The 18,469-nt window shown below is 38.7% G+C and carries 15 protein-coding genes; 13 read left to right on the forward strand and 2 right to left on the reverse strand.

Annotated elements, in window-relative coordinates:
- Window positions 1–10: 10 nt before the first annotated feature.
- Window positions 11–3,466: an FtsX-like permease family protein gene (locus tag ADH99_RS07765; RefSeq protein WP_065427304.1), complete on the forward strand. Its 3,456-nt coding sequence runs from the start codon at window positions 11–13 to the stop codon at window positions 3,464–3,466.
- Between the two features lie 851 nt (window positions 3,467–4,317).
- Here ADH99_RS07765 and ADH99_RS07775 read toward each other — a convergent pair.
- The gene (locus tag ADH99_RS07775; protein ID WP_048782208.1) at window positions 4,318–4,926 is read right to left on the reverse strand and encodes a class I SAM-dependent methyltransferase; all 609 of its coding nucleotides are present in this window, start codon (window positions 4,924–4,926) and stop codon (window positions 4,318–4,320) included.
- Between the two features lie 436 nt (window positions 4,927–5,362).
- Window positions 5,363–6,679, reverse strand: coding sequence for a branched-chain amino acid transport system II carrier protein (gene brnQ / locus ADH99_RS07780; protein WP_049554882.1), 1,317 nt, complete (start codon window positions 6,677–6,679; stop codon window positions 5,363–5,365).
- A gap of 169 nt (window positions 6,680–6,848) precedes the next feature.
- Here brnQ and ADH99_RS07785 point away from each other — a divergent pair, with 169 nt between their 5' ends.
- The 12 genes from ADH99_RS07785 (at window position 6,849) to ADH99_RS07840 (ending at window position 18,377) form a co-directional block, all read left to right on the forward strand.
- Window positions 6,849–7,787: a nucleoside hydrolase gene (locus ADH99_RS07785; RefSeq protein WP_049554881.1), complete on the forward strand. Its 939-nt coding sequence runs from the start codon at window positions 6,849–6,851 to the stop codon at window positions 7,785–7,787.
- 235 nt (window positions 7,788–8,022) lie between these two features.
- Complete coding sequence (locus ADH99_RS10185) at window positions 8,023–9,390, forward strand: serine hydrolase domain-containing protein (RefSeq protein WP_198408242.1); 1,368 nt, start codon at window positions 8,023–8,025, stop codon at window positions 9,388–9,390.
- A 13-nt stretch (window positions 9,391–9,403) separates the two neighbouring features.
- Complete coding sequence (locus tag ADH99_RS07795) at window positions 9,404–9,766, forward strand: DUF2620 domain-containing protein (RefSeq protein WP_005606212.1); 363 nt, start codon at window positions 9,404–9,406, stop codon at window positions 9,764–9,766.
- A 20-nt stretch (window positions 9,767–9,786) separates the two neighbouring features.
- A complete protein-coding gene (locus ADH99_RS07800) occupies window positions 9,787–11,091 on the forward strand; it encodes a YhfT family protein (protein WP_049554880.1) in 1,305 nt (434 codons plus the stop codon).
- A gap of 12 nt (window positions 11,092–11,103) precedes the next feature.
- Window positions 11,104–11,991, forward strand: a complete 888-nt coding sequence (locus ADH99_RS07805; RefSeq protein WP_049554879.1) for a phosphotriesterase family protein — start codon at window positions 11,104–11,106, stop codon at window positions 11,989–11,991.
- On the forward strand, window positions 11,988–13,085 hold the full coding sequence (locus ADH99_RS07810; protein ID WP_049554878.1) for an aminotransferase class V-fold PLP-dependent enzyme: 1,098 nt from the start codon (window positions 11,988–11,990) through the stop codon (window positions 13,083–13,085). The genes ADH99_RS07805 and ADH99_RS07810 overlap by 4 nt, the downstream gene beginning before the upstream one ends.
- 14 nt (window positions 13,086–13,099) lie before the next feature.
- Complete coding sequence (gene yhfZ, locus ADH99_RS07815; protein WP_049554877.1) at window positions 13,100–14,023, forward strand: GntR family transcriptional regulator YhfZ; 924 nt, start codon at window positions 13,100–13,102, stop codon at window positions 14,021–14,023.
- A gap of 13 nt (window positions 14,024–14,036) precedes the next feature.
- Window positions 14,037–14,405 carry a hypothetical protein gene (locus ADH99_RS07820; protein ID WP_049554876.1) on the forward strand — a complete coding sequence of 123 codons (369 nt, stop codon included), beginning with the start codon at window positions 14,037–14,039 and terminating at the stop codon, window positions 14,403–14,405.
- Window positions 14,395–15,549: an alanine racemase gene (locus ADH99_RS07825; protein WP_049554875.1), complete on the forward strand. Its 1,155-nt coding sequence runs from the start codon at window positions 14,395–14,397 to the stop codon at window positions 15,547–15,549. Before ADH99_RS07820 ends, ADH99_RS07825 begins: the two co-directional genes overlap by 11 nt.
- Before the next feature lie 4 nt (window positions 15,550–15,553).
- Entirely contained in the window at window positions 15,554–16,768 is a 1,215-nt protein-coding gene (locus ADH99_RS07830; protein ID WP_049554874.1) for a phosphopentomutase, read from the forward strand.
- Window positions 16,769–16,777: 9 nt separating this feature from the next.
- On the forward strand, window positions 16,778–17,794 hold the full coding sequence (locus ADH99_RS07835; protein ID WP_049554873.1) for an amidase family protein: 1,017 nt from the start codon (window positions 16,778–16,780) through the stop codon (window positions 17,792–17,794).
- Window positions 17,795–17,915: 121 nt separating this feature from the next.
- Window positions 17,916–18,377: a Dps family protein gene (locus ADH99_RS07840; RefSeq protein WP_049554872.1), complete on the forward strand. Its 462-nt coding sequence runs from the start codon at window positions 17,916–17,918 to the stop codon at window positions 18,375–18,377.
- Window positions 18,378–18,469 lie beyond the last annotated feature (92 nt).

An 18,469-nucleotide genomic window follows, 5' to 3' on the forward strand; every position in this document is an offset into this window, starting at 1 on the left:
GGTGAGGACAGTGACTAAGAAGACATTAAACAAGGATATAAGAAACTCGCTTCGCCAGTCGAAGGGACGCTTCCTTTCGATTATGTTACTCATGATGCTAGGGGCATTTGCTCTTGTGGGCCTAAAAGTATCAGGGCCGGATATTGAAGACACCTTGAACAGCTATATGGAACAGTCCAACGCTGCCGATTTATTTGTGGTGGCGGGATACGGATTAAGCGGCGAAGACCAAGCCGAGATCAAACAAGAGAACGCTGATGTGGAGTTTGGTTATTTTGCCGATACGGTGATTGGCGATACTCCGAACGCGATACGTGTGTTCTCTCAGACGACAGATATTTCAACGTTCGAATTGGTGAGTGGTGAGTTGCCAACAAAATCAAACGAAGTGGCGCTTGCCCAAACGATGGCGGATCAGTACAAGATTGGCGACACGATTCGATTGAATGAATCCGGAAGTTCTACTCTATTAAAAGAGCATGAATTTACGATTACTGGTTTTGTGAACTCTAGCGAGCTCCTTTCGAAGACGATTAAAGGTGTATCGAGTGCGGGAAGCGGGGACCTTAGCGGGTTTGCCGTAGTGCCAAAAGACACCTTCGATTCTGAAGTGTATACGATTGCCAGACTTCGTTATCCGGATTTACGTAAATGGAAAACAACGAGTCGTGAGTATGCAGATAAGGTGGCGCAGTTGCAACAGGCGCTAGAAGAAAAGTTGGCCGACAATGGAACGGTGCGCTTAGACGCATTGAAGACGACGGCCGACGATAAGATTTCAGAAGGTAAAGAAAAAATAACCGATGCCAAGACGCAACTCTCGGATGCCGGGAAGAAATTAGCAGATGGTAAGAGTGAAATCGAAAAGAATGAAAAGACGCTTGCAAACGGGCAAAAAGAAGTAGCTGACAACGAAGCAACGATTGCATCAGGAGACGCAAAGCTAAACGAGGCTTGGAGCCAGCTGCAAGCAAGCCGCGAACAACTCGAAAGTGCCCGTGTGCAAATCGAACAAGCGGTAGCGACTTTAGCCCAGAAGAAAGAACAGTTGGATGATGCTAGTAACAAGCTAACGGAAGCCCAGACGCAACTGGCTGCAAAAAAAGAAGAACTCGCAAGTGGCCAGGAGCAACTTGAAGCCGGCAAGACGCAATTAGCGCAGGCAAAAGCACAACTAGAAGCGGGTAAAGCAGACCTCGAAGCGAAGAAGACAGCCTTAGCGCAAGGAAAGGCGCTTCTAGCTAGCGACCCAACTGCTGCTGCGGAGCGAGGCATTACCGAGGCAAGCCTTCAAGCGATGGAGACGGCTTTAACGCAAGCAGAAGCCCAGCTTACTCAAGCAGAGGCGACGCTTACGGCAAAAGAACAAGTGCTCACTCAAAAAGAACAAGAACTCACAGCGGGTCAAACGGCCATTTCAAATGCTGAAGCCGAACTTGCATCGAAGAAACAACAATTACTCGCAGGGCAAGAAGCATACCGACAAGGCCTAGCCAAGTATTACGCTAGCTACAGCCAGTACGTCGATGGGCTAGAACAATACCGCCAAGGAGTAGCAACTTTTGAGGCCAACGCTGGTACTTTAGAAGAAGGCAAGGCGAAACTAACCGAAGCCAAGAAAACGTTAGCGGACGGCGAAGCTAAACTCGCGGATGCCAAAACGCAGCTAAAAGAAAGCGAAGAAACGTACAACGAGAAGAAAGAATCAGCCGACAAGGATATCCAGAAGGCGGAATCGGACCTTGAAAAGGCGAAAGTAGACGTTTCAAAACTCACGAAACCGAAGTACTCCGTCTACACGCGCTCGACGATGCTTGGAAGCGAAGGATTCTTCAATATGAAGACGACAGCGGAAGGCATTACGTCGGTGGGGAACCTCTTCCCGATTGTGCTCTATGCCGTGGCTGCGCTTGTAACGGTAACGACGATGACGCGTTTTGTAAACGAAGAACGAATCAACGCCGGAGTGTTGAAGGCGCTAGGGTATGAAACGAAAGACGTGATGAAGAAATTTGCTGTCTATGGATTTACGGCAGGGGTCTCTGGAACTGTTCTTGGGATTTTACTTGGGACGTATGCATTGCCAAGTGCTTTAGGTGCGACCTTGATGAAGGATACCGTATTGCCAAGTATCCAGTTGAATTTCCATCCACTCATCGCCGTAATTGCGATTATTTGCTCGCTTATCTGTAGCGTGGTACCTCCATTATGGATTGCCCGCCGTGAACTTCATGAGCAAGCTTCAGCGCTTCTCTTGCCGAAAGCTCCAGTGGCTGGGTCGAAGATTCTTCTCGAGCGTATTCCGTTCATTTGGAATCGCCTCAGCTTCACGCATAAGGTAACGGCGCGGAATATTTTCCGTTATAAACAACGGATGTTCATGACGATTTTCGGGGTAGCTGGGAGCGTGGCGCTTCTATTTGCAGGACGTGGTATTCTCGGGTCTCTCGATGGAATTGCGGATCGTCAGTTCAAGGAATTGATTACCTATGATGCGATTGTGTCAAAAGAGTCCGTGTTGACGGGTTCCGAACAAACAGCATTACAAAACTATTTAACCTCTTCAAACGTGACGGCCTTTAGCCATGTCTATAGCGAATCGGTAACACGTGAAGTGCCAGGCGTGGACGATGAACAGTCTATAACCGTACTAGTTGGACAAGAGGAAAACCTTTCTTCGTATCTTCATTTGAATGATGCGAAGACGAAGAAAGCTGTGACACTTCCAGAGGGTGGCGCGTTGATTTCCGAGAAATTGGCTAAACTCTTGAACGTGAAAACAGGCGACACCTTTACGCTTCCAAATAAGGACGGTGAGGATGTGACGTTAACGGTTGGAGGCATCGTAGAAATGTACGCTGGCCACTTCGTCATCATGACCCCAGAAGTGTACGCTAAGGCTTATGGAGAGATGCCAACTGACAACGCCATCTTTGTTCAGTTCAAAGACAAAGATGCTTCTAGCGTACAAAAAGCCGCAGCAGACTTAATGGCTCTTAACGGGGTGAAAGCCGTTGTGCAAAACACGTCCATGGTGAGTCGTATCAATACGATTGTTGGTTCATTGAGTCGCGTTATGATGATTTTAACGGCTGTGTCGATTTTACTTGCGGTTGTAATCCTATATAACTTAACCAACATCAATGTAGCCGAACGGATTCGCGAGCTCTCAACGATTAAGGTACTCGGTTTCTTGAACAAAGAAGTGACGATGTATATTTACCGTGAAACGATTTTATTATCGGTGATTGGGATTGTTGTGGGATTGCTATTTGGGAGAGTACTGCATAGGGTGATTATTGAGACGGTGGCGCCGGGGTTTGTTATGTTTAATCCCGTGGTCGGATGGTTTGTATATGTGTTGCCAAGTGTGATTGTGATTGTCATCTTGGTTGCGCTAGGGTATATGGTGAACCATCTCCTCCAACGCATCGATATGCTAGAAGCCCTCAAGTCTGTGGACTAGGGAAAGCTTTGCTTTTGTGACGAACGTCAAAAATCCTTGCGGATATTTCAATTATAGTAGTTAGTCGGGCACCGGATTGAGCCTAGGTCTCAATCCTACCAAGCCTCAAAGAGCCACAGGGCAATCAATTGCCTTGTGGCTCTATTTCGCATTGGTTGCTTTTCCGTACAACTACTATGATTGATCCGCAAGTTTTTCCGTTCGTCACTGCAAAGCTTCCACAGACTTGAAGGCACAGCGTATGATAATTCCCACATCCCAATCAAGTTGACAGATACAAATCCTCCTTTTTTTAAGAGGAGAGCTGTAGATTTTTTTCTTTGCTTCTTTTTATGCCACAGACTTGGGGTTCTGCATTTGGAGCAGGGTTCGCATATACTGCAAGGCAACGATATACAAACCGTCCTTTTTAAAGAGAGGGGCGGCTGTGGATTCCGTTCGTCACCGCAAAGCTTCCACAGACTTGAAGGTGTTGCGTATGATAATTCCCATATCCCAATCAAGCTGACAGATACAAACCCTCCTTTTTTTAAGAGGAGAGCTGTAGATTTTTTTCTTTGCTTCTTTTTATGCCACAGACTTGAAGGCATAGCGTATGATAATTCCCATATCCCAATCAAGCTGACAGATTATCAAGCGTATAATCACCTCGAGTTTAGTATAATAAAAGAAGCCATCGATTGATGACTTTCTCAGTGGGCTCCCTATCAGTACCTATCTAGATGTTAGCTTTTCGTCACCCGCTACAGTTGACAGAGAGCCAGAATAGCTACTGTCTTATCTCTTTCTTTACTTAAAGCCTTGATAGACTTGACAAATGGAAGAAAATAACTCTATTAAATAACTATAAATTAATCAGCATCAACGCTGATAGCTTTATACACAATGTATAAAACCCAATTTTGATTCTGCCTCACTTCAATTTTTGCAAAGCCAACATTTTTTAAAATATTATCCAACGCATGAGTTGCAGTATATTCTGGCATATGATAATTTATTTTTTCTTTTTCGCAAGCAATAATTAAAGTGGAGTGGCTAGACATGACCCGATAGATCTCCAGAAAGCCTTTTTTTAAATCATCCCAGAAAATATGTGTTTGAATGGCAAATACAAGGTCAAAGTAGTCATTTTGATAAGGTAGCGCGTCTACATTTCCAATCCTAAGATGAACATCACCATTTTGTATAGCATCTGAATTAATTCGTTTTGCAACTTGATAAGATTCCTTAGAAATGTCAATGCCATGAATTTCAAGATGCTTATTCAAAGCAAGGAGATTTTTGATGGTGCTGCCACCTCCATAGCCGATTTCTAAAACTCGACTATTATCTATAATTGTAGTTTGTTTTATTGTCCAAAGGCTAAGCTTTTTAAAATAGGAAGTCCAAATTTTCGCAATCACCTGGCCTACAATACCACTAGGTTTTTTAGATTGATTAATAAGATATTGAATGAACATTTTAGATACCTCTCCTTTAGGGGGATTTTTGAAAGAATATTAGATAAAATTCAAAATATGTAGATAGTAGTTCTTGTATAGTTGCTAAAATCATGGTCACAAATATATCATTTAACATTTCTTTAGGTAATGTTAAATGATATGATTTTAATTCTTCTGGGTTATTAAAATGCTTTTTATAAATTGTTTATCTTGCGATACATGCCTCAGTTGCAATCTCAGGAAACGAAAAAAGCGATTGATTTGGAAATTTAAAAGCCAGTCTCAAAAATGCGTTAATAATATTTTTCCTAGTTCCTTTAGTCATTTAATAATCTTCATAGAAACTATTATAAACTTTTTTTATGAAAAATACTACAGTTTGTAGTGGGAGCATTATTTTTTTGAAAATTCTATACAAATAGTAAAAAAAACGGAGCTGTGAGGCTCCGTTTTTTTATTCGAATTCGAGTTGTTTTGGTTTTAGAATGGTGGCGGCGATAGTGAAGAGGATGGCGCCGGCGAAGGTTGGGACAATCCACTCAAGTCCGTATGTGGCTAGTGGGAAGGTGCCAATCCATGTGACTGCGTCTTCGAGTAGGTTTCCGCCTAAAAGTTGCGAGAGAGTATTGATTCCTTGTACGAGGCCGACGATTCCGGCTCCAACTACGGCTCCAAGATACGTCCAATCGTATGGGACGTATTTATCGAAGGCAGAGAAGAGAATCAAGGCAATCATAATCGGGAAGATAAATGTCAACACTGGAACGGCTAAGTTGATGAGTGAATCTACCCCGACAAGTGAGATGATGAATTCTACTGCTACAGTGACAAGAATTGTTTTCTTGTAGGAGATTTTCCCTTTAGACACTTCTTCGAAATACTGACCGCAAGTGGTTGTCAGTCCAATCGCCGTTGTGAGGCAGGCGAAGCAGACGGCCAGTCCCATCGCGAGTTGTCCCCATGATCCGAGTAAGTTCTTCACGATGGTTGTTAGCATTGCGGCACGTTGCGCAGTTGAATCGATGACAGTTCTCATGCTGGCTCCGCTGTACGCTAGTGTCGAGTACACTAATGCGAGTAAGATGAACGCCACGATTCCAACGCCGAACATCATTCTGAATTGGTCTTTTTTGTTTAAATACCCACGGCGCGTAATATCTTTCATGACCACTCCGGCTAAGAGGGGCGCTCCGAGTACGTCCATGGTTTGATAGCCTTCTTTAAATCCTTGTGCGAAGAGTCCGGTTCTATCCGTTGCAGCAAAGCTTGCATTTGGTTGAAGAACGGCTCCGACAAAAATCAAGAAGAGGATAAATAGAAGAATCGGTGTTAAGTATTTTCCGATAGCATCCATTACGGAGTTTTCTTTATACGTAATCCAAAGAACGATTCCGAAGAAGACGAGCGAAGTGATCCATTGTGGTGCGCTTGGGAAATACGATTGTACGAAGATTTCGTGCGTGGACGCTCCGGTACGTGGAACTGCGAAAATCGGTCCGATTAAAAGAACGCAGATTGCGGCAAGGGCGCTGGCAAAAAGTGGATGAACTCTACGTCCGACGTTTAGTGCGCTTCCGCCAAGAGCCGCCACAACCATTACGGCAATAATCGATAATAGTGGGTCACTGATTAAAAATGCAAGGGTTGCAGTTCCCCAATTTTCTCCTGCAGTCACTCCTAGATAAGGTGGGAAAATTAAATTTCCAGCTCCAAAGAAGATGGCAAACAGAGCAAAACCGATAATGATAATATCTATGAATTTCTTTTTCATGGAACCACATCCTAACATTAAAAAATAATTAAAAATAGTTTAACATAAACTAAGAACGAATGCATCCGAAAACAAAACCAAACGTTAAATAAAAATAGTTTATTTATCGTTCGTTTTTAGATATAATAAACCGTGCAAGAAAACCATTTTAAAGGAGAGTAACTCATAAATGCGTAAAGTTTATTTAAACCACGATGGTGGCGTGGATGATTTAGTATCATTATATTTACTATTAAAAATGGAAGACGTGGAATTAGTAGGGGTCGGCGTTATTGAAGCGGACTGCTATTTATTACCAGCGGTGGAAGCCAGCAAGAAGATTATTCATAAGTTCGGTTCTGAAAAGGACAAACAATTGAAAGTCGCTTCTTCAGATTCACGCCCTGTGAACCCATTCCCGAAAGAGTGGAGAATGCATGCCTTCACAGTGGACGCACTTCCAATCTTAAACGAACATAAACCAATTACGGTGCAAGATTCACCATTAAAAGCGCACGAAGATTTAATCCGTGCCTTAAAAGAATCGGAGGAGAAAGTGGACCTTGTATTCGTAGGACCCTTAACAGACTTAGCTCGTGCGTTAGACCAAGACCCAACCATCGAAGAAAACATCGGTAAACTTTACTGGATGGGTGGAACCTTCCTTGATATGGGGAACGTGGAAGACCCTGAACACGACGGAACAGCAGAGTGGAACGTGTACTGGGATCCATTTGCAGCAAAACGCGTTTGGGAGTCAGGCATCCAAATCGAACTTGTGGCGCTTGAAAGTACAAACATGGTGCCATTATCTCTTGATGTTCGCGACCGTTGGGCAAAAGAACGTGCCATCGAAGGCGTTGACTTCTTAGGGCAATGTTACGCCATCGTGCCTCCTCTTACTCACTACGTAACGAACTCAACATACTTCCTATGGGACGTGTTAACGACCGCTTCATTCGGGAAAGAAGACCTTGTCAAACGTTCTGTGGTAAACAGTGACGTGATTGTTGCCGGTGCAAGCCGTGGCCGTACCGTCAAAGCCGAAAATGGCCGCCCAGTCGACCTTGTCTACCACGTCGACCGCGATGCCTTCTTCGACTACATTACTGACTTAGCGAAAAAATAATATAAATAGCTTCTGGCGCTCTCGAAAGAGAAGCGCCTTTTTTTATGATTAAGTATTATAAATGGCAGAATTTATCTAAAGAAAGGGTTTACAAAAAATTAAGATAGTATTATACTTGGCGTATAGATAAGGTACAAAAAAGTGTATTTTCATAAATGGGGGTGCTTTTTATGATTGTTTAAGTGAAGATAGTTTCTATTGTACAAAAAAATGTATATTGAACGGAGGAGTTATGATGTTAAAAAAATTTAAGAAGCAAGTGTTAATGATTAGCTCTGTAGTATGTGCATTAGGATTAGTAGGATGTTCAAATAAAGCAGTTCCTCAAAGTTCAGAAACAACAGTTGTGGCTGAGAATAAAGAAAACAATGAGTCGTCAAAAGCTCTTGAAAAAGCAATTGACGCAGTTGCTTTTTCTTATGTGAAAAGCCAATTAGCAGAAACAAACCCTAAAGCTACTCCTGGAGCGCAAATTGTTGTTTTAAAAGATGGAAAAATAGTTTTTAAAAAGAGCTATGGAACGATTCAAGCGTTTGATTTTTCGAAGAATCCTGCTGAAAAGATTGAAAATCCTTCTGCAGTTACTGATGATACGCTCTTTGATTTAGCCTCAGTTACAAAAATTAGTGCGACAACTCAAGTTTTTATGCATTTAGTATATGAAGGAAAAGTGAAGCTAGATGATAAGGTAACGAAATATTTACCTGAATTTGGAAAGAATGGAAAAGAAGATGTAACAATTGGTCAATTACTCAGTCATACATCCGGTCTTCCACAATGGAAAGCAATTTATTTATATTCAAACAATCGACAAGATACATTGAAATACATTGAAGATCAAAAGTTAGAATTTAAACCTGGAGAGTATAAGTACAGTGATTTAGGCTATATGACTTTAGCGTTTATTGCAGAAAAAATTACAGGAGAAGCATTTGACAAATATGTTGCTAAAACGATTTATGAACCGCTTGAAATGAAAAATACGATGTTTAACCCAACTAAAAATGGTGTTGATAAATCAAAAATTGCGGTAACTTCATACGGAAATCCTTTTGAAAAGATGATGATCGATGAGGTAAATTTCCCTAAATTTGGATATGACATGACAGCAGATAAAGAAGCGTTCGAAAAGTTCAATGGATGGCGTAATTACGAGCTCCAAGGTGAAGTGAATGATGGGAATGCTTTTATGGCAAATGAAGGATATGCTGGTCACGCAGGGTTGTTTTCTACTGCTACTGATTTATCAACCTTATATCAAGTTTTAGTAGATAAAGGAAAACGAGGAGATACGGTTCTATATGACGAAAAAACCGTGGAACTATTCTTACAAGACGTGTTTAAAACAAAATCAGGTTCAATTCAATCTTATGGATATTTAAAGAATGCTGGGTGGATGCAATCTTTGGCGGAAGATGCGATTGGACACAATGGATTTACGGGCACTTATGTAACAATTTCTCCAAAAAATAAGATAGTAGTAATTGTTCTGACCAATAAAATGAATAATGGACAACAAAAATCTGGAAATTATAGTAACACACACGATTTTGCTAGCGCAGTCAATTATGCAGTCCATAATGAATTTTTAAGTGAAAAATAGAGGAGGATGTTAGATGAAAAAAATTGTAGTTGGTGGTCAAATTGATAAAGAGGAAGTAAAAGCTTTAGTACTTCAGTATGGTTTGCCAGAAGATAGCGTGGAAGTGAAGAGTGATTTGGATGCTGCGATGGCTATTAAATCTGGGACAGCTGATTATTATATTGGAGCTTGCAACACTGGCGGGGGAGGAGCTTTGGCGATGGCGCTAGCTCTTTTAGGAAGAGATAATTGTGTGACAGTTTCGATGCCTGGAAAAATAATGCCAGAAGAAGAAATTAGGGAAAATGTTCGAAGTGGAAAGAAAGCATTTGGATTTACAGCGCAACATAAAAATGATGTTATCCCAATTATCATGGAAGAACTAAATAAAATTTAATAGAAAAAGAGGGAAAGACGATGGATAAAACTTTAGAATTAATAGTTATTGCGTTGCTAGGCGCATTGTGTTCGATTCTAGCGAATAAAGGAATCGCTGTTTTTAATGATGGGTTAAGACCAATTCTTCCAGAATATTTAGAAAAGAAGATTGGTAAAAAGGAATTAGCAGCAACAAGTTTTGCGTTGAGTTTTGGATTGGTTATCGGATTTGGTATTCCAGTATCGATTGGGGCTTCCATTATTTTAGTGCATAGTATTTTATTGATGACAGATATTATCGGTTCTTGGGCTCCAGAAGGAAAAATCGGGATGGTTGTATCAGGAGTAGTTGGAGCACTCTATGGTGTGGGACTTGTGTTAGGTTTACAAGCTGTAGTTGATTTGTTCAATATGCTACCTGTGAACTTTATGCCTGCACTATCTTCTGTAGGATCGCCTATTATCGTAGGGTTTAGTATTTTCCCTGCAATTGCGATTGCAAGCCAACATGGATTTAAAAAAGCAGCAATCACTCTATTAGCGACTTTATTAGCATTGTTTACAGTCAAACAATTTGGAACGATTAAATTAGAAGCGACTACCATTAAACTAAGTGCAGAAGGAATGTCTTTACTTGTAGGTATGATTTTCATGATTGTATTTGCAATGCAAGTAAAAGGAGATGGAAGTAATTCGAATGAGACTTTAGTGAGTGTATTCTTAGAACGTGTAAATAGAATTAAGAAAAATTGGCTTTGGTTATCACTTACAGGAGGTCTTGTATCTGCTTCTACTAGTTTAATGATTCTTGCTGGGGATACTATTTCTCTCAAATTATTGTCAGAAGGTAAAATTAGTGAAGCTGCTTTAGCTGCTTTTGCTCGAGGTATTGGATTTATTCCGTTAGTCTTCTCAACAGCAATTGTAACAGGGGTTTATAGCCCAGCTGGAGCGACGTTTGTATTTGTAGTGGGGATGTTACTAAATGGTAATCCGTTAGTTGCATTTATTGCCGGTGCGGCATTGATGTTTGTTGAAGTTCAATTGTTAGCATTAGTGGCTAAAGGATTGGATAAATTCCCTGGAATTCGTGAAATGGGCGAACACATTCGTACAGCAATGAATAAAGTCTTAGAAGTGGCTTTATTAGTTGGTGGTGCTATTGCATCTGAAAAAATCGCACCTGGGATTGGATACTTCTGGGTTATCGGCTTGCTTCTTCTAAATAGAAAGGCTAAAAGTCCTATCGTTGAACTAGCTATCGGACCAGTTGCAGCAATCAGTTTAGGAATTATTGTTAATATTCTTTACATGGTTGGATTATTCACACCAGTTGCTGGATAGGAGATTGTTGATATGACGTTCATAGATGGAATTACTTATATGCACGAGCATACGACTATTGATTTATCTAGATTAAAAAATATTGATGATACTAATTTAAATTGCTTTGATGAAACAGTAGAAGAATTTAAAAAATTATATGCTAAAGGGGTTCGTAACATCGTAGATGTTACGAATCTTGATATGAGAAGAAATCCTTTATATGTTCAAAAGGTTGCTGAGCTTAGTAAAATTAATATCATTCAAGCGACAGGCTTTTATCAAGATAAATTTTTACCGGATTTTGTAACAGATGCTAGTGTTGAAGAGTTAGCTGATTTAATGCGAAGAGAGATTCTTGAAGGGATTGACGGTACAAATATAAAAGCGCAAATTATCGGTGAAATAGGAACTAGTAAAAACATGATGACTGATAGAGAGAAAAAGGTTTTTCTTGCTTCGTCAATTGTTCATAAAGAGTTGGGAATTCCGATTACCACTCATACAACTCTAGGAACATATGGTCATGAACAAGTTGCCTTCTTTAAAAAAGAAAATGTAGATTTAGATAGAGTCATTATTGGACATGTCGATTTAACGGGCGATGTAAATTATATTCTTAAGATGCTAGATGAAGGTGTCTATGTAGAGTTTGATACTGTTGGTAAAGAGAATTACCAACCGGACTTATTGCGAGTAGAAATGCTAAAAGAAATTGAGAAAAGAGGCTATGAAGATAAGGTATTCTTATCTATGGATATTACGCGGAAGTCAAACCTAGAATATCAAGGTGGAATAGGTTATTCTTATCTATTAGATTGTTTTGTTCCAATGTTACGAGAGGGAGGAGTCTCAGACAAATTCATCCGTAAAATGTTAGTGGAAAATCCTAAGCGATTTTTGGTAAGGAGTAAAAGATGAAAAGTTATCCTTTAAAAAGTTTAACAATCGCAGAAGCGCAAGAAATGCAATTCAGGTTAGTAGATGAGATTACTAAAGTCTTTCCTGGAAATGAAATTTTAACTAGGGGAGATTTAGGAGTAGTGAAAGGTCTGAATCAACCTGTGTATACAAGAAAGGTCGAAAAAGTTATAGCAAACTTTTTTGACGCCGACGAAGCGCTGTTAGTTAGAGGGTCAGGAACAAATGCTATAAGACTGGCGTTACATGCGGGTGTTAACCGTAAAAAGAAAATATTAATTCATAATGCACCTATTTATCCAACAACGAATGTGAGTTTTGAGATGTTAGGTATCGCATATGAAAAAGTGGACTTTAATGATTTAAATGCTCTGAAAGATATTATTAGAAGTAAAGAAATAACGTCGGCGCTAGTTCAAATTACAAGGCAGCTTCCTTCAGATTCTTATGAAGCTGAAACTGTAATAAAAACAATTAAAGAGTTGCGCCCTGATATGTTTGTGATAACAGATGACAACTATTCTGTTTTTAAAACAGATAAAATAGGGATACAGTATGGAGCGGATGTTTCTTGCTTTTCAACTTTTAAGCTTTTAGGACCAGAAGGAATAGGTTGTGTAGTAGGAAATTCAGAAGCGCTACAAAGTTTGAAGAAAGAAAACTACTCCGGTGGAGGACAAGTGCAGGGGCATGAAGCTCTAGATGTTTTAAAAGGGATGATATATGTTCCGGTTTCTCAAGCAATTTCCGCTAAAGTTGGCGAGGAAGTATGTGAATCGCTAAATCAGGGGACTTTAGATATGGTTAAAGAAGCCTCTATTGTGAATGCTCAATCGAGGGTTTTGATTGTAGAATTAAAAGAACCGATTGCTGAAGCGGTGATTGAGGAAGCGACGAAGTTAGGTGCGTTGCCGTATCCTGTAGGAGCTGAATCTCAATATGAGTTTTGCCCTTTGTTTTATAGAGTTTCCGGCACTTTTAGAAGTGCGGATCCAACAGCAGAAAAGCGTTTGATCCGTATTAATCCGAATCGCTCCGGGGCTAAAACTATTATAAGAATATTGAAAGAATCTATAGAAAAAGTGAAAGAATAAATAAGAGGAAGAGTATGGTAGAAAAGTTTTTAATGAAAAAAGGTCAAGTAATCAATGCTATTGCATCTGATTTTTTAAAGAAATCGGTAGGAGATAAGGTGCCTAGTATTTCTGAATATCAAGAAGATTTAGAAGTAGCTCGTGGGACTGTTCAAAATGCGATTTCTTATTTAAAAAGTGAGGGGGCCTTTAAATTAATCAGCAAAGGACACCAAGGTTCGTTTATTTCAGAAATTAATTATGAAATATTACAATCTTATGCATTGTCAGAAACGGTGCTTGGGACTATGACGTTGCCATACTCTAAACTCTATGAAGGTTTAGCAACTGGAATCTACGAAGAATTCCGCGATAATCATGTTCCATTAAACTTAGGTTATATTCGTGGGTCTAAAGAAAGAATAAAAGCAGTTACGAGTAAGTTTTACCGTTTTGCAATTGTTTCTAAATTTGCTGCTAAACAAGCTATTCATAATCGTGAACCATTAGAAATAGCGCTAGATTTCGGTGAAAATAGTTATTTAAGTGAGCACGTTGTTGTCTTTTCTAGTGAAAATACGGATAAGACTATTGAAAGCAAGAAAGTAGCTATTGATTATAATTCAATCGACCAATACCTACTGACAGAAGAGGTAGTAAAAGATAAAAATGTTCAATTAGTTGAAATGCCTGGATTTCAAATTCTAACAGCGCTAAGAAAGGGAATTGTAGACGTTGGTGTTTGGAATTTAGATGAATTAATGGATAAAGATTATTCCGATTTAAGCTATTCGAAATTAAAACACAATCGGTGGATTGATGATATGACATCCGCAGTTGTTGTAGTTCATAAAGATGATGATTCGCTTAGGGCATTTTTTAATCAAAGTGTAGTCGCGGATAAAATAATTGAGATTCAAGAAAAAGTGAAAAATAATGAGATGATTCCTCAATATTAAAAGGGGTGAGTTCATGCTAGAAGAGAAATTAGATGTTCTGGTAGTGGCGGATGTTATAGATGAAGATACAAAAAAATATATATTGAAGGCTAGTGACTTTTTTCGAAATGAAATGAAGATTAATGATGACACGAAGGTCGAAGTATTTCTTATTCATTTAGCGATGGCTGAATCGAGACGCAGAAAAAATGAAGTGTTGGATGCCAAAATGGAAGAAATCATTCGAAATGAAGTTAATAACCATCATAATTTTGCTGAATGTAAAGAAGTTTGGAGCCGCTTATCAAATTATATCGGTGAAGAAGTTTATTCAGAGAATGAATTAGAGTTTATTTATCTTCATTTATTGAATTTGTTAGAAGGTGACAAAGATGTTTCTTGATCTTGTGAATAGAAGAAATCGATCTTTAGTCGATTTTGCAGTCAAGCTTCATCAAGATGGTGAAATCCTCCCAGATACTTATGTGGTTGATTTAGATGCGGTTATCCAAAACGCAAAATATATGTCTGAAATCGCAAATAAAGAAAATGTTGAGCTTTATTATATGCTTAAACAGATTGGAAGAAATCCATTTATAGCAAGGGCGCTTGCTGAAAATACAGATATAAAAAAGGCTGTTGTTGTTGACTATAAAGAAGCTTTACGGATGATGGAAGAGGGATTGTCTTTAGGGAATGTGGGACATCTAGTACAAATTCCGGATGCCTTGTTGGAGAAAATCATTTCTTATGGAACAGATTACATTACGGTGTACTCACTTGAGAAAGTACAGCAGATTATTCGTGTTGCGAATCGATTAAAAAAACATCAGAAGCTTTTGTTGAAAGTTATTGAGAAAGGCGACAATATTTATGATGGCCAATACGGTGGCTTTCATCTGTCCGATTTAAATGAGGTTATTGCTATTGTTGAGGCGTCTGACTGGGTAGAGATAGGCGGATTAACTTCTTTCCCTTGTTTTTTATTTGATGGTAAAGAAAATATTATTCCAACCAATAACATGAAAACAGTAGAAAAAGCAAAAGAAATTCTTGAAAAAGAAGGAATTCAATCAATCTTAAATATGCCATCTGCTACTTGCTCAGTGACAATACCAGAAATTCGAAAATTAGGAGGACACCAAGGAGAACCGGGGCATGCTTTGACGGGAACCACTCCGCTTCATGCTGTGCTGGATTTGCCAGAAATACCAGCTTTAGTATATGTTAGCGAAATCTCTCATAATTTAGATGGCCATTCGTATTTTTATGGTGGTGGATATTATAGACGAGGACATTTTGAGAATGTGGAAGTTGTTAATGGAGATAATGTTGTTTTTGATACAGTTCTTCCTCTGAAAGATGAGAGTATTGATTATTATATTGAGACTAAAAATGAGCATCCAGTTGGAGCAACAGTGATTGGTTCTTTTAGAACACAGATTTTTGTTACTCGCAGCGATTTGGCTATTGTTTCAGGATTACAGAGTGCGGAACCTCATTTAGTTGGGATTTACGATAGTTTGGGAAATAAAGTGAGAAGGTGAAAAAATGGGAAGATTTGTTCTCATTGTTTTAGATAGTTTTGGTGTAGGAGCAATGGATGATTGTGTAGAGGTAAGACCTAGAGATGTTGGAAGTAATACAGCAAAACATATCATTCAATCAAAACCTAATATAAAAATTCCTACGTTAGAAAAATTAGGACTTATGAACGCTATTGGTGAGGAAGTCGGAGAACATAAATTTTCGGATACGGCTAATTATGGGACAGCCAATTTAACTCATTATGGAGCAGATTCTTTTTTAGGACATCAAGAAATAATGGGGACTACTCCGAAAGTTCCGTTGATTCAACCGTTTAATGAAAAAATAGATGAAGTTGAAAAAAATCTATTAAAATACGGTTATAAAGTTAGACGTGTTGGAAATCCGGGATTACAAATTCTTGTTGTGAACGAAGTAGCAACAGTAGGTGATAATTTAGAAACAGATTATGGACAAGTTTATAATGTTTCAGCTTGCTTAGACTTAATTAGCTTTGAAGAGTTAAGTAAGATTGGGCATGTTGTTAGAGAAGTTGTTCAAGTATCGCGTGTTATCACTTTTGGGGGAGAACAAATTACACTGGACAATCTTTTACGAGCTAGGAAAGTGAAGAATGACAAGATAGCGGGTGTAGATGCTCCAGAATCAGGAGTTTATAACCACGGATATCAAGTAGTTCATTTGGGATATGGAATTGATAAGAATGTTCAGATACCGACGATTTTAGATAAGAAAGGAATTACAGTCTCTTTCTTAGGTAAAATTGCGGATATCATACAAACAACAAGCACAAGACTCTTCCCAGGTGTAGACTCTGAATATTTGTTTGACTGTTTAATGGAAGAAGTGAAGAGCATAGAAAATGGATTTATTGCATTAAATATTCAAGAAACGGATTTAGCTGGACATGCTGAAGATGTAGAGAGATATGCAGACAGGTTAGAAGTAAGCGATAAACGTATTGCGGAATTACTTCCGCAATTAAATAGCGGTGATATTTTAATTGTGATGGCGGACCACGGAAATGACCCAACAATAGGTCATAGTAATCATACGAGAGAAAGAGTCCCTCTTCTGATACACAGTCCTGGTATTACAGGGAAATATGTTGGAGAACGTGATACTATGGCTGATGTTGCTGCTACTGTTGGAGAATACTTTAATGTGGATTCTCCGCAGCATGGACATTCCTTCTTAAATAGAATTTTTGAAAAATAGGTTTTTACTATGGAAAAAATACAAAAATACGCTTATAAAACAATGCTTGCGATGAAGAATCCGTTAAAATCAGTAGATAGGGTATATCCCTTGGCTTTTGATGAGATTTCTAATCATGATGGGTATTATTTTGGAGTTAAAAATAGTCTATATCTAACGAATGCGATGGAAGAAAAATTAAAACAATGTTCGTACTATTTGCATACTCGAGATCAATCTAGTTTAGGTGGCCGTGCTATTGATACTGATTTAAAGAATCCAATAACAGGTTTACCTATGACAGGCTCTTCTAGTGGAACAGCAATCAATGTCTTCTTAGGGATAAATGATATAGGAATGGGTACAGACGGTGGTGGGTCGGTTCTAGCCCCGGCGATTTCTTTAAATTTATTTTCTGTAATTGATCCATTATTGTTTCAAGAAGAACGAAAAAAAGAAATTGAGAAAGTATCGACCGATGGAATTTCATTTATACCATCTATAGGTTTAATTTCTAAAAATCTAAAGTTACTTCGAGAATTATACTTAAATTTAAGAGCTTTAGAAAATTCTAATCGAGAAACGAAAATACTGGTTGATGACGAAAACATCTGTAATTTGCTGAAGGACGAGAATCTTGAAGTTAGCTCGTTTGAAGGGAAATATGATAATGAACGTTTAGCATTAATAGAAACCGCAAAAAGATTATTGGAGAAATACGATATTATTGTGAGTAAAGAAGGTCCAGTAGATTTGAATGGGTTTGGAGATACTGTCTTTGGACATTTTGATGATAAAACCAAAAAGATACAGGTTGCTGCTAATAAAGGTTTTCTCCGAATAGCTAATATGGCAAACTGTTTTGCATTAACTGTTCCAAGTGGGGAGTTGTCGACAGCGTATGTAATTTTATGTGACTCTAATAATGTTTCTGCTATTAGAAAATCTTTTCTGATTGCAGAGAGTTTATATAGAGAAAATGATGCGTTATCGGAAAGATATTTTTTAAATTATAAAAATTACTTTATGAATGGATATAGTAACTAAGTTAGGGTTAGAAAAATCTAACCCTTTTTTTCGTATCTTTTTATTGACAATGTTCCAAAATGGGGATATACTTTATATATAGTTTAGAATAATTCTAAACTAGAAACAGGAGGTAATAGATATGTCAAAAGAACAAACAAAACAAGTATTAAATCAATTAGTGGCTGATTTAAGCCAACAATCAGTAATCGTACACCAAGCTCACTGGTACATGCGCGGTGCAACTTTCATAACAATGCATCCATTAATGGATCAACATATGGAATTGTTAGACGCTCAATTAGATGAAGTATCTGAACGTTTAATCACATTAGGTGGCGCACCTTATTCAACATTACGTGAATTTGCTGAAAACACTAAGATTGCCGATGCTAAAGGAAACTACAGCGACAGCATGGAAGACCGTATCCGTCATTTATTAGTAGGATACCGTTACTTAATCGACCTTTACCAAAAAGGTATTGAAGTAGCTGGCGAAGAAGGCGACGATGTTACACAAGATATCTTCACTGGTGCAAAAGGCGCATTAGAAAAATTAGTTTGGATGCTTACAGCAACAATCAACGAAGCACCAGGTTTATAATTTTTGAAGACTCTAGGGCTGGACAGTTTGTCCGGCCTTTTTCTTTTGCCTAAATTCTGAAAATTATCATATATGATAATTACCATATATGA

Origin of the sequence: Granulicatella sp. 572.rep1_STHE (assembly GCF_001073445.1) — a bacterium.
Lineage (GTDB): Bacteria > Bacillota > Bacilli > Lactobacillales > Aerococcaceae > Granulicatella > Granulicatella adiacens.